Raw genomic sequence first — 14160 nt, 5'->3', positions numbered from 1 at the left:
GAAAACGGTTACAATCAACAGATATTCATTTAGAAAGAGAGGACTATCATGGGAAAAGTTGCAGGAAGACGTCTATCTGTCGCACTGGTCACGATGCTGGTGGGCAACTTGCTCAGCGGAATCGTGGCGCCGCCGGTCGCGAAGGCTTCCGAACAGCAGTACACAGTCATCGCTGCGAAAGATAATTTTGTCAGAAAAACAGATTCCAAAAATCCAACGCCAGATTACAGCAATATGCCGAACGGCGGGGATGGCATCAACAAACCGCAGTACTTGAACATCAAGGGAACGAATACAACATCGCCAAGGGAAGCTTATATTCAATTCGATCTCAGCAATTATCCCGAGCATATCACGTCAGCTACGTTATATCTGTATGGCAGAAACTCCGAAACGGCACCAAACTCGGTTACTGCCTTGGTGTATGGCGTGAACGCGCCGAACGCCGACAACTGGAGCGATGCCACGTTAACCTGGAATACGAAGCCCGATCCCGGAAATAATCGACTCGGTTCGATGACATTCCCGCCTAACAGTTCGGACTCTGCCTGGGCCAGTCTGGATGTAACGTCGTTCCTGCAGGGTGAGCTTGCCACGGATAAAATCGCAACGTTCGCCGTGAAAGACTCCAATGCGTTGATCCGGCTTGAATCACATACGACGACAGTTGAGGATGCGCCCGGCCATAAAGCTAAGCCGTATCTCGTCATCAACGGGACACCGGCTTTGAAAACGGTGACCTTAACTTCCGATACTCCTTCCATGGGGCTTGACCGGACGGCCAATCTGTCTGTGACGGGGATGCTGGACACGAATATGCCGGCGGATCTGTCTGGTGCAACCATCACGTATGCGAGCGATAGTCCTCACATTGTGATCGACGATCCGACGGCAGGCGTTGCCAGAGCGGTCACCAATGGTACGGCCACGATTACGGCTTCTGTCACGCTGGACAGTATCACCAGAACGGCTGCCCTTCCGCTCACCGCTGACGGGGCTGCGCCTGGCGAAGTCACCGGTGTGTCTGGAGGCTTGATTAACGGGGAGTTTACGCTGACCTGGACGGAGCCGACGGATGGGGATTACACCGGCGTGCGCATTTATAATGGCACTTCATTGCTCGGCACTGTCGCCAAAGGGATAGGTACCTTTCAAGCCGTCAATCTGAATGACGGCCAATCCTACACGCTAACCTTCAAAACGGGGGATTCGGCAGGCAACCTCTCGGTGGGCGCGAATTATACATTCATTTACGAGGAGCCCAACGTTCTAAAAGAGGTGCTCCTGACGCCCAGCGCGGATATGGTGAAGCCGGGCCAATCGGTTTCGTTCAACATGACTGCAACGATGAAAGACGGATCTGCAGCCGACTTATCAGGGGCATCCGTTACTTATCTCAGCAACAGCGGAAGTCTTGCCTTCGGCAGTACAGGCGCGAATGTCGCGAATGCGGTCTATGCGGGACCGGCCAGAATCAAGGCGGTTGTCACGCTGGACGGCGTTACGCGGGAATCGGCGCCGGTGTTGGTTCGGGTGTATCCGGTTGCCGGAGATTCTTATGACGTGCTGAGACTCAAGTATGTTCAGAAGTTGACCGGCTACGATCCTGACGATCCATATGATGTGAACGATCCGGACGTTAATCAGATTATCCGTACGGTGGATGGCGATGCCAAAAACTTCTGGGACTCGCTCAACAAGACGACCTACACATGGGCAGATTTGACGTCGACGACGAAGTCGGTGGAACTGGCGACGGCCTCGTCACGGTTAAGAGCGATGTCCAAGGCGTGGGGAACCTACGGTTCCGCTTATTACCAGGATGAGGCGTTGCTGCATGATATTATTGAATGTTGGAACTTGTTCTATACGACGCGCTATAACGAAAATATCACCTTATATGACAACTGGTTCGACTGGCGCGTTAATGTACCGAACAACATTAACGATTCCATGTCCATTCTGTACGAGACGATTCCGTACAGCGCCTATCCGGATCTCATCGAGAAACTGAACCGGGGCATTGATAAATTCGATCCATCGGCTTCTTATACCGGAGCGAATCGGGTCTACATCAGCAAGGCGCTGATTCTGCGGGGCATTACCGGGAAGAACAGCGGTAGAATTCAAACGGGATCCGATGGTCTGACGGATGTGTTCCCGAATGTGAAGTCCGGCGATGGGTTTTATGATGACGGTTCCTTCATTCAGCACGATTATTTCCCGTATGCCGGCGGATACGGCAAGGCGCTCTTGCAGGACATCACGGATACGTTATGGCTGGTGAGCGGCAGTCAGTGGGATAATCACGATCCGCAGAAGGCCAATATTTTCAACTGGTACTTTGAGGCGTTCGAGCCGAACCTGTACAAGGGGCAAATCATCAACGCCATTGACGGCCGGGAAATTTCAAGAGAATACACGTTCGGCGGCTATTCGATTGTGAATGCGCTGTTGACCCAAATCGAACTCGCAGGGAACCCCTATGTAGAGCAGCAAAAAAGTGCGATTAAATACCATATCGAGAACGCCAGCGTCAGATCGTTTTTGAGTTCGGCTACGATTTGGAACATGCAAAAAGCCAAGAAAGTTCTGAACGATCCGACCGTTCAACCCTACTCGACGCCGCAAGGCAATTTTAACTTTTACAATCAAGATAACGTGGTCCATCGAGGAGACAACTGGTTGTACAGCATCTCCATGCACTCTGATCGTATCGCCAACTATGAGACGGTGAGCAACGAGAACTTGAAGGGATGGTATGAAGCCGACGGCATGACACAGCTGTATTTGGATCCTCTGGATTATCTGTCTCTGTTCTGGACAACGGTCGATCCAAGCCGCTTGCCTGGCATTACCGTCGACCGTGATGTGAATCGTCCGGCAGCGACATCCGCTAATCGTCCTTATATCGATGTCAGCAAATACGCGGGCGACGGCGAATTGATGTCGAATAGCTGGACCGGCGGCGTATCGATGGATGGCGAGTACGGCACGGCCGGCATGGATTTCAAACAGCATAATTATGCCGACATGGATGTATCGGCGAAGAAGTCCTGGTTCATGTTCGACGATGAAATCGTTGCGCTCGGCGCAGGCATTAACAGCACTTCCGACAGGCCGATTGAGACAATTGTGGAGAATCGTCCTTTGAATGCGAACGGTGACAATGCGCTGACGGTCAATGGCGCAATCAATATGACGCCGATGGGGCAGCAGACGGAGCTTGGGAATACCGGATGGATTCAGTTGGGCGGCACGGGAGGCTATGTGTTCCCTGGCGGAGCGGACGTTCAAATGCTTCGAGAAGAGCGTGAAGGCAAATCGAAAGACATTAACGAGAAGTTTTTCTTCCCTGGCAATGACGAATTCAACAGCGCCGTCCGTGCAACGAACTGGAGCTGGTTCCGCGAGGATCCAACGCATTACGCGCTGACGGGTACGAAGGTGCAAATTACTTCCCAGCCGGGAAGCTTGCAGGGCAACGCGAATCCCACAGGGAATCTGTTCCAAACGGCAGCGCCGAAGGAAGATTTCTATGTGACGACTTCGCTTGATTTTTCACCGTCGCAACAGGGGCAGGAAGCGGGCATCCTGATCCGCAAAGATGACGACAACTATGTGTCCGTAGCAAAAGGAATGACCGCACAGGGCAACCGAATAATCGCCGTTAATGAGGTCGGAGGGGCACAGCAGGTTGTGGACTTCCCGATTCCAGGGTCAGTAGCGGGAGATGTCTTCCTTAAGATCGACAAAAGCGATGATCGTTATACAGTATACGCGAGTGGCAGCGAAACAGCCTGGGGTGTGCCTTTGTATACGTTTACGAACCCGATGGGAGGAACGGATCGGCTTAACCTCGGTTTGAAAATGGGGCTCTACGCGCAAAGCGGCACAACATCGACGGCAGAAGCGAAGGCCAACTTCGATTTCTTCCACCTCTGGCATACGCGGAATTACATGACGTTATGGTTCAATCACGGCGTTCAGCCTCAGGATGCGGAATACAGTTATATTCAGCTTCCTAAAAAGGATGCCGCAGAGGTTGCCGCTTACAGCTCGGCGCCGGATGTGTCGATTATCGCCAATACGGCCGACGTACAGGCAGCGGCGGATACGACACTCGGCGTCACGGGTATGAATTTTTGGAAGAGAGGCATCTTGGATGCTGTAAAAGCGAATCAACCTTCTTCTATTATGATGAAGGAAGCCGGGGATCAACTGCAATTTGCCGTCTCCGATCCTACGCACAAGCAGGATACCATCAGCTTCGAGATCAAGAAGCAAGGTACAGGCGTGATCAGCAAGGATAGCACGGTGACGGTGCTTCAATTGTCTCCGACGATCAAATTTGAAGTGGATACGACGGTTGATCCCGGGAAAACGCATAACATTGCGTTCACCTACGAGCCTTCCGCCACAGTCGCAGACTTTACAGCTCCGGTGCTGAAGTCGGCAGCCTTCGATACGACGTTCCGCGTTATTGAAGCGGGGCATACCGCAGCTCCGGTACTGAGCGCAACGATGGACGATCAAGGAGCAGCAGATCTCAACCAAGCGAGCGTAACGTATTACAGCAGCAATGAACAGGTTGCGGCAGTCGATAACTCGGGGACGATGACGGGCCTGACTCCGGGAACCGCCGAGGTAACCGCTGTGGTTACGCTGAACGGGGTTACCGAGATGGCAAAGCTGCAAGTTCTCGTGCCTTCGGCGAATCCAAATGTAACGACTCGGATACCAAGCAAGGATACGTTTATTCGATCCGGCATTTACGAAGAGGATACGTATGGCAGTGACACAAAGCTGTATGTGAAAAGTGCTGGCGGTGACGATTTCAGGGAAGCGTATTTCAATTTTGACCTGAGTGGCATTGCCGGTGAAATTGAATCGGTCAAACTCCATGTTACCGGAAAATTAGAGGATTCTGGCGGCACTTTCGTCGACACTGTCGTGAAGCCGGTTCTAGGCAGCTGGGCAGAAGGCACGACCATGTATGTGAACAAACCGGAGCTCGGCAAAGCGATTACGGAGCCTGCCCGGTATACAAGCGTCGAATCCGAGAAAAGCTTCGATATTACGACATTTGCCAGAGAGCAGCTGAAACATGGACCTACGCTGGATCTGGCGCTTGTCCAGGATGAGCTCGTCGGACGGAAAATGTTCGTATATTCGAGAGAGAATGCGAGCAAGCGGCCTTATCTGGAAGTGGTTGTGCATGCATTTGACGGCAGCGTTCACGATGCTGTCATTGCCCCAGCGTCGGCGGCTTTCGACAAAAATAGCGACAGTGCCGATTATCAGGATATTGCGGTGACGGTATCCTTGAATGGTAACCAGCTGGAAAGCATCAGCAAGGGAACCGCTGCTTTGGTTGAAGGAACGGACTACACGGTGCTTGGCAACCGGGTTACGTTGACAAAAGCGTATCTCGTGGCGCAGCCGACAGGTTCCTTGATCTTAAATTTTCATTTCAGTGCCGGAGCGGACGCCGTGCTTAACGTTGCTATTGCGGATACGACACCTCCGTCCGGCGATGGCGGGGGAGGCTCGGGTGAGCAAGGCGGAGACGGAAGTGATGGCAGCGGCACTGACGGCAACGAAGAGGGTGGCGGTGGAACTGGCACCGGCAACGAAAGTGGCGCCGGGCAGCAGGATCCTGCTTCCAATTCGCAGACAGCGCCTTCCGTACCGTCCGGATCTGAGCCAGTGCGGGATGACAGCGGTGTGAAAGTAACTGCCGCCGCACTGGAGCCGGAAACGGGGACAGATCGCGGAAGCGCCAAGTTTCAAGTGCAATCCCAAACGTTGGAGCAAGCTTTTGAGCTGATGCAGGGGCAGTCACAGCAAACGATCACGATTCAAGCGGAGGCGGATCGCACCGGCATGATGATCGAGTTGCCGGCATCGGCGATCGCCGATGCAGCGAAGCGTACGCCTGCGGCTGCAATCACGATTCAGGCAGGAGCCTACAGCTATACATTGCCGGTTCAGGCGATCCGGTTGGAGGATGCGGCAAAATCGCTAGGGGCTAACCTGAAAGATATGCACATTCTCGTCGCTATGGAGCAAGTCGCCGATGCCGAAAGGCAGGCAGTGGAAGAGAGTGCCAGGAATGCCGGCATTCAACTTGTGGGAGCGCCGGTCGATTTCCGCGTCAGCGTGGAAGCTGGCGGCAAATCGCAGACCATAGATAGCTTTGGTAATCTGTACATTTCCCGCACGGTTGTGATCGACGGCTCTGTGAACACCGAGCAGGCGACGGTGCTTCTCTATGATCTGACAAGCGGCCACATGACGTTCGTTCCTGCCACCTTTGAGGTGAAAGGCGGCAAAACGACGGCGACGATTCTCCGCAATGGCAACAGCATCTACGCTGTCGGCGAGTCGGAGGCAACGTTCTCGGATTTGGCGAAGCATTGGGCCAAGAAGGACATTGAACAATTGGCTTCCAAAATGATCGTAAGCGGTGTCGACAAGGATGTCTTCGAACCGGATCGGAGTATGACTCGCGCCGAGTTTGTGACGCTGCTGGTGCGCGGACTTGGACTTTCGGAGGATCGGAACTCGCTGCGCTTTACGGATCTTTCCGGCAGCGAGTGGTATGCCGGGGCGGTCGGAGCCGCAGTGAAGGCCGGTCTGATCGACGGCTACGACGATGGATCGTTTCAAGCGGATAGGACGGTGACGCGCGAGCAGATGGCTGTCCTGATCATGAGAGCGATGCAGGCCGTTCGGGGTCAGGCGCAGCCAGCCGGCAACCCGGATCAAGCGCTCGCCCGATTCAATGACCGGCAGGCCATTTCCGATTGGGCGGCCGCAGCGGTTGGCGAAGCTGTAGATATGGGCATTATTAACGGGATGACCGATGCGTTGTTCGAGCCAGTGGGAGCGGCTTCCCGGGCGCAGGCAGCGGTCATGCTGAAACGAATGCTGCAGAAGCTTGCGTTCATGAACTGAAGTTCACGAGAAGGAGTGGGGAGCCTTGGAGCGGCAGCTTCGAACCTTCCGTCGAATCATGGATTGCATAGAGGCGAATTACATGAAAGATCTGTCGTTGGCACAGCTGTGCGAAGAGGTTGCTTTAAGCTCCACTTCTGTAAATGGCATTCTGAAGACGTACACCGATCGAACGTTTATCCATTTATTGCAAGAAACACGTATTCGCCGAGCTTGTGAATACTTGGAAGAGGATCGGCTGAAAATTAAGGAAATCGCCGAGAAAACGGGGTTTCGCAGCTCGAAATATTTTATCAAAATTTTCAAAGAGATGCAGGGCGTCACACCGGGACAATTCCGACGGTGAACGAAAAGCAGGGGCGGCAGATGAGCCGCCCTGCTTTTTTTGGAGTAAGAATGCCCACAGTTAAAGTTGACTGACATTCGGTGAGCCGTAGAAACGCGTACGGGTACCATATCCTTATAGGGCTATGGAAACCACCAGCTAAGCCGGTGGCAATGACTTACTGCAAAAAGTGCATGTTATTTCCTCCAAACAGGCCGATTTTCCGGAAATCATGTAAAACCTACAGTAAATTCTTCGCCATCGTGCTTTTTTCCTCGAAAATCGAAGGGGGAGTGGCGAATTGGCTGTAGGAAATACAGGATCTATCCTAAAATCCACCTATTTTTCTGAATTTGATGTAGAAAATACATCTTCTAACCAGGAGGCTTTGCTCCTATTGAAAAGTATTCCCCGAAGTAGAGCTCATGTAAGTTTCGCCGTCCAAATAGTTCGGCGTGCTCCTGCCGTCCGTTAAGGTGTTATTCGTCACTTGCACATTGCTGATCGACCAGGTGCCAGTGGCTTGGAAGCAGGTGATCATCCCAAGGCTGTTGCCGCTCGTGAGGGTGATCTGGTTGTGGTCGATGTAAAAATTGTTGAAGTAATTGTCGGCAGGTTTACCATCGGTATAGTTGATCGCGATGCCAGACGCTTTGGAATTTGTGGTCGTGTAGGCGTCCTGAGAAATGATGTTATTGATAATGTCCAGCTTACCGCTGGCGCCTTTTGGATAGTCGGGCCAATAGGCGATGGCAGCATGCTTGTTGTTGGTTAACGTATTGCCTTTAACGACGCCTGTGCTGCGCATCGAGATCGCCGAACCGTCCAGGCTGTCGTGGATGCGGTTGTATTGAATGGTCATGTCGGCAGCTTTTGCATAGATGCCGTGGTAGGGCGCGCTGGACGAGAAGGGGCGGCGGCCTGAATTGTAAATGTCATTGTTATCAATCAGCACATTGGTATTGTCAGCTTCCACCGTGATGCCGTTGCCGTCAACGTTGTAGATTTGTGAGTTTTTGACTGTAATGCCGCTGCCGCCGTAGATATGCATGGCGTGCGCGTGGAAAGCGGTCCCGGTCCAGACGAGCTCCTTCACGGTGGCATGATCGACCATGACATTGTCGGACCTGTACAAATAGATCCCCATCCCGTAGACATTGCCGTTATCGGTAAGGTTCCGCACTGTCGTATTCTTAATCTGAACCGTGTCGGAGTTGGAGATCAGAATGCCCAGATCGTCGGTGACATCATGAATGGTGGAACCGATGATTAGCACATTGGCGCGGGACTCCACCTCCAGCCGGGCGGTTCGATCTACGTTCTGGTACACCCAGTTCCAGGTGCCTGAGGGCCAGCCTGTCGTGTCCACGGGCGTCAGCTTCCATTTTTGCGTCGTCCAGCCGCTGTACGGTGTGGATTTCACAGTGACACCGTTGCCGCCGGCATCCCCGGTCAGCGCTTTGCCGTTACACTCAAGTTTGAAATAGCCACCGCCCAGATCCGTAATCGTCCATTGCTGTGTAGTCCATCCGCTGTAAGCCGTCGTCTTCACGACGTCCCAGTCGGTGGCACTGTTCAAGGTTAATGCTTTCCCAGCTGCCAAAAGGCTATACTTACCGTTGCCCAAGCTGGTAATCGTCCATACGCTGCCGCCTTGGGTGGCGTTATAGCTGTAATTCTGCACGTTGCTCCAGTCCGTTGCAGAGGTCGCTTCGGCGTAGAAAGCGTCATTGTTGTGACTGAGCCTGACTTTTCCGGTCGGCGGCGAAGCGGCGCTGGCTTGCGACGGCCCCCATGTAACCGCTGCCAAAAATAAAACCGCCAACAACGTGAGCAGGGCGTACTTGCTTGCTTTTGCTTTGAACATCATCATTCTCCTTCCACAATATGAAATTCAGACGAAGCATTCGCCTGATGTAGTAAGGATAAATCGCGCCGGGGGCTGCGTAAATGCCAAGATATCAAAATCGATTCCTTATTTTACAACTGCACGGTCTATCTGCCTAAAAGACAACGAAGACCCCAGACTCGTTTACAAGTCTGAGGCCGCCAATTCCACTCAATATACATCCTTCGCATACCGCTTGCTTTGCGCCATTTCCTTCACGTACGCGTCCGCTTCGTACGCGCTTTTGCCGCCGTGCGTCTGAATAATCGTCTTCAGCGCGCCTTCGACCTCCTTGGCCATGGCGCTGGCATCGCCGCAAATATAGAAATGTGCGCCGGCTTGCAGCCAGGCCCACAGCTCTGCACCGTGCTCCAGCATGCGGTGCTGCACATACACCTTCTCCGCCTGATCGCGGGAGAAGGCCGTGTCCAGGCGCAGCAGGCCACTGCTCACCATTGCTTCCAGCTCCGCCTGGAAGTAAAAGTCGGTGTCGGCATGCTGCTCGCCGAAGAAAAGCCAGTTCCGGCCCTTGGCCTGCGCCGCCTGCCGCTCCAGCAAAAAGCCGCGGAACGGACCGACGCCGGTGCCGGGACCGACCATGATCATCGGCGCCTCCAGATCGGCCGGCGGCCGGAAATGCGCCGCCTTCTGCACGAAGATGGCGGTCTTGGCATCCGGCGCAAGACGCTCCGCCAGGTAGGTCGAGCAGACGCCTTTGCGTGCCCGATCGCTGCAGGTATAGCGCACGGTGGAGACGGTGATGTGCACTTCGTCTGGCGTTGCTTTGGGGCTCGAGGAGATGGAGTACAGCCGCGGTTGCAGCGGTTTGAGCAGACCGACAAGCTCCTCGGCGGTTAGCCGCACGGGGAGTTCGGCCAGCACATCGACGAGCTGCCGTCCCCATAGCCAGGTGCGCAGCCGGGCTTTATGCTGAGGCTGCAGCAGCTCGCCAAGCTGTTCGCTGCCTGAGCGTTCGTGAAGGAACGCAAGCGCAGCAGGCGTAATGCGGGCGATTTCCAGGCGGTGGAGCAAGGCATCCTGCAAGGGCAGCTCTTGGTCTTTGATACGAACTGGAGCATCAGCCTGCAATCCGGTAACGAAAAGCAGCTCCGCAACGAGTTCGGGGCAGTTAACCGGCCATACGCCGAGCGAATCGCCGGCTTCATACGTCAAGCCCGTGCCCGCAAGGTCGAAAATATAATGGCGGGTATCTTTCTCCGAGCCGTCACCGCTTAACTGGTGATTGGCTTTCAGCGTCGTTTGCAGCGGATGCTGGCGATCATACGATTTCCCCTTGGCGCTGATGCCGTCCTTCACCGCTTGCAGCGTCTGATTCACGCTTTGAATCCAGCTGCCGAGCCGCTCGCTGTAATCGGTGTCGCAGTCCGCGCGAGAGGTCAGACGCCGCGCGCCAAGCTGCTCAAGCCTGGCGTCCAGATTCCGGGCGAATCCGCAGAAGGCGTCATAGCTGGAATCTCCCAAGCCGAGCACGGCGTACTGCAGCTCGGGCAGCTTAATCGCATTATCCGCCCCAAGCGCTTGCCAGAACGCGGCGCCGTTATCCGGCGGATCGCCGGCGCCGAACGTGCTGGCGACCAGGATCACGAAGCGTTCGGACGCGAGCTCCGCCACGTTGTAGGCATCCATGGGGATGCAGCGGATGTCGTGAGCTGCGGCTTGCAGCGTCTTCGCGCATTCCAGCGCGGCGCCTTCCGCATTGCCGGTTTGCGATGCCCAGAGCAGCGTGATGCCGGTTCGTGCGCTTGCTGCAGGCTGCGCAGCCGAGCCAACGGCTGCGGCAGCCACAGCAACTGGTAACGCGCCTCCTGACGCGCTTGGCGACGCCAAAGGCGCTGCAACCGAAACCGCCGCTGCCGCCTCAGGTAAATAGGTGCGAGAGAACATACCGGCCAGCATGCCGTCGAGCCAATATTTTTTTGACAGGTCCAGCGGTGCAGTTAGAGGAAGGACCGGGATGCCGGCAGACGTCCGGGAATCGTCCGTGCGCAGGCTCGTAATGAAGCCGGCCAGATACATTTTTTCATGCGTCTCCAAGGTTAAGGCGGCAGCGGGCTCAATGCCGAGAATGGTTGCAAGCGTATCGACTTTGGACATATAACCTTCCTCCTTCGGAAATGTGGACAAGGGTGCAGCCGCCTTGGTCAAGGCAACCGCGCAGTATTTGAGCTCCGGCTGAAACGAAATCGGATCCACCGCATCGCTCGTAACTTCATTAATGGCCAAATGTTCGCCAAACACATCGTTCCAATGGAACGGGGCGAAGCAGCCCCCGGGACGCACGCGATCCGTCACAACGGCGGGTAAAATGGCAAAACCGCGGCGCGAACGGATTTCCACGCGATCCTCATCCTGAATGCCGAGCGATGCAGCGTCCTCCGGATGAATTTCCACAAAAGGGCCGGGGTTCAGCTTGTTCAGCGTTGGGATCTTGCCTGTCTTGGTCATTGTGTGCCATTGATGTTGGACGCGCCCTGTATTCAAAATAAAACCAAACGCCTCATCCGGCATTTCTTCCGGCGGGAGAAAAGGGCGGGCGAGAAAGATGCCTTTCCCGCTTTCCGTGGCGAACGCCAGGCGGGGGATCGTACCATCTTCGTTCGCTTTCAATTTCTGGCTGATGCCGTTATTGAGATACCGGATCCCATTGCGATGTTGCGCCGTGTCCGGCGCAGCGGGCCACTGCATCGGCGTTTCCTGCAGGCGCGCATAGGTCGCACCGCGAATATCATAGCCGGTCTTTGGATTCCAGGCTTGCTGGATTTCCTCATATACCTCGGCGGCCGAGGCATAAGTGAAGGCGTCGCGATAGCCCATTTCGCAAGCTACGCGGGCAATAATGTCCCAATCCGCAAGTGCTTCGCCCGGCGGATCGACGGCTCTGCGCATGAGCGTCAGGTTGCGCTCGGAGTTGATCATGACGCCTTCGGCTTCGGACCAAAGGGCGCCCGGCAGCATGACATCCGCGTAACGATTCGTTTCCGTCTCATAAAACGCATCCTGCGTGACAACCAGTTCCGCCGCCTGAAGCCCGGCGATCACCGTTTGACGGTTCGGCACCGTCGCCACCGGATTCGTGCAAATGATCCAGCACGCTTTGATGTTGCCGCTCGCCATCTGTTGAAACATGGAAACCGTGCCCGATCCCGTGTCGGTGGAAAGCGTTCCGCGCGGGATGCGCCACATGTCCTCAATGAAGTCGCGATCCTCTTTTACGAGCACGCTCCTCTGGCCCGGCAAGCCTGGGCCCATATAGCCCATTTCTCGGCCGCCCATTGCGTTCGGCTGTCCAGTCAGCGAGAATGGACCGCTGCCGGGACGGCAGATCGCGCCGGTGGCAAGGTGCAGGTTGCAAATGGCGTTCGTATGCCATGTGCCGTGCGTGCTTTGGTTGAGACCCATCGTCCACATGCTCATCCAGTCTGCTGCTTCGCCGATCCACCCAGCGGCAAGTCGAATATCTTTTTCGGGAATACCGGTGATAGCAGCTACGCGGTCCGGTGGGTAATCGTCCAGAAACGCAGGCATGTCGTCCCAACCGGAAGTGAAATCGCGAATAAACGCAGGATCGGTATGGTCATTTTTCAGGAGCAGATGGAGGAGGCCATTCAGCAAAGCGAGGTCGGTCCCCGGTTTGATTTGCAAAAACAGATCGGCTTTCTCGGCCGTCGCGTTGCGTCTTGGATCGACGACGATCAGCTTGGCGCCCGCTTTGATGCGGTCCATGACCCGCAAGAACAAAATGGGGTGGCAGTCCGCCATATTTGCCCCAATGACGAAGAACAGGTTGGCCGCATCCATATCCTGATAGGAGCCCGGTGGTCCGTCTGCGCCCAGTGATAATTTATAGCCGCTGCCGGCGCTAGCCATGCAAAGGCGTGAGTTGGATTCGATGTTGTTGGTGCGAACGAAGCCTTTTGCCAATTTATTAATGAGATATTGCGCTTCCAGCGACATTTGACCGGATACATAAAAAGAAACGCTGTCCGGACCATGCTGGTCCAGGATGTTTCTGAGCTTTCCAGCAGTCTCGCGAATCGCCTGATCGATACCGATGCGGGCAGGCTCAGCATTACGGTGCTGGCGCTGACAGGCATACTCGAGCCGGCCGGATGCGGCAATCGCCTGCGCGCAGGTGCTGCCTTTCGTGCACAGCCTGCCGAAATTCGTGGGATGCTCTTTATCTCCGGTGACCTTGGTGACACGATTGCCGGACACCTCAAGAATGATACCGCAGCCGACGCCGCAGTAAGGGCAGACACTTTTCACTTTTGTTGTTGTCATATTTCATCACCAAACATAACGATTTATAACCAAATATATATCGCACCGCGAGTTAAGTCAATGAAATATGTCATATATAATAACATTAAAAGAGAAATTCTTTCTTTTACATACGAAGAAAACGATTTCATGTCATTATACATTCCATTTAATAAGAGGTGGACTTGATCTCCTTTTCCAAACCTCTTACACTTAGGGGTAGGTTAGGAGTCGGAAAGGAGCCGAGATGACGGAAGAGCGATTGCCCAAACAGATCTATGAACAGCTTGCCTTGTTTCGATACCGCATACGCAAATTTATTCGTTTTAGCGAAGAAGCCGCCCGCAGCAAAGGATTGACACCGCAGTACCATCAGTTGATGCTGTCCATCATGGGCTTCCCCGAACGCAATTATGCCACGCCGAAGGAGCTTGCCGAGCGTCTGCAGATTACGCCGCATGCTTGCGTGGAGCTTATTCAGCGCTGCGAGGAACTGGGACTTGTTCAGCGGGACCGGAACCAGCAAGATAAGCGAAGCATTTTTATCTCCCTTACAGACAAAGGAATGGGGTTGCTCGAGGAACTGTCCGAAATTCATGTAGATGAATTGAAGAGGGCAGGTTTGCTGACATTTGAGAAATTGCTTCAATAGGCTGTGAAAAACTTTTATGTGGGGCCAATCTGATTGGATCAGGTTGGCTTTTTT

5 protein-coding genes are annotated in these 14160 nt (G+C 54.4%); 3 read left to right on the top strand and 2 right to left on the bottom strand.

All coding sequences use genetic code 11. The features are described 5' to 3' along the window. Positions 1-48: 48 nt before the first annotated feature. Both ABE504_RS17290 and ABE504_RS17285 read left to right on the top strand, forming a co-directional pair. Complete coding sequence (locus ABE504_RS17290; protein WP_430090967.1) at positions 49-6960, top strand: polysaccharide lyase family 8 super-sandwich domain-containing protein; 6912 nt, start codon at positions 49-51, stop codon at positions 6958-6960. A gap of 25 nt (positions 6961-6985) precedes the next feature. Continuing rightward, positions 6986-7306: a helix-turn-helix domain-containing protein gene (locus tag ABE504_RS17285; RefSeq protein ID WP_430090965.1), complete on the top strand. Its 321-nt coding sequence runs from the start codon at positions 6986-6988 to the stop codon at positions 7304-7306. 373 nt (positions 7307-7679) lie between these two features. On the opposite strand, the gene ABE504_RS17280 is transcribed toward ABE504_RS17285, so the two are convergent. Next, on the bottom strand, positions 7680-9152 hold the full coding sequence (locus ABE504_RS17280) for a right-handed parallel beta-helix repeat-containing protein (protein ID WP_430090964.1): 1473 nt from the start codon (positions 9150-9152) through the stop codon (positions 7680-7682). Positions 9153-9344: 192 nt separating this feature from the next. Beyond that, on the bottom strand, positions 9345-13475 hold the full coding sequence (locus ABE504_RS17275; protein WP_430090962.1) for a molybdopterin-dependent oxidoreductase: 4131 nt from the start codon (positions 13473-13475) through the stop codon (positions 9345-9347). Positions 13476-13701: 226 nt separating this feature from the next. Here ABE504_RS17275 and ABE504_RS17270 point away from each other — a divergent pair, with 226 nt between their 5' ends. Beyond that, positions 13702-14106, top strand: a complete 405-nt coding sequence (locus tag ABE504_RS17270; protein WP_430090960.1) for a MarR family winged helix-turn-helix transcriptional regulator — start codon at positions 13702-13704, stop codon at positions 14104-14106. Positions 14107-14160 lie beyond the last annotated feature (54 nt).

Source organism: Paenibacillus oryzisoli (genome assembly GCF_050467285.1).
Taxonomy (GTDB): Bacteria; Bacillota; Bacilli; order Paenibacillales; family NBRC-103111; genus Paenibacillus_E; species Paenibacillus_E oryzisoli_A.
This window is presented reverse-complemented; position numbering and strand designations above follow the sequence as displayed.

Bases quoted from the DNA above. Each gene is read 5' to 3' on its own strand.
- ABE504_RS17290 (WP_430090967.1), top strand. From the start codon at position 49: ATGGGAAAAGTTGCAGGAAGACGTCTATCTGTCGCACTGGTCACGATG.
- ABE504_RS17280 (WP_430090964.1), bottom strand. From the start codon at position 9,152: ATGTTCAAAGCAAAAGCAAGCAAGTACGCCCTGCTCACGTTGTTGGCG.
- ABE504_RS17275 (WP_430090962.1), bottom strand. From the start codon at position 13,475: ATGACAACAACAAAAGTGAAAAGTGTCTGCCCTTACTGCGGCGTCGGC.
- ABE504_RS17270 (WP_430090960.1), top strand. From the start codon at position 13,702: ATGACGGAAGAGCGATTGCCCAAACAGATCTATGAACAGCTTGCCTTG.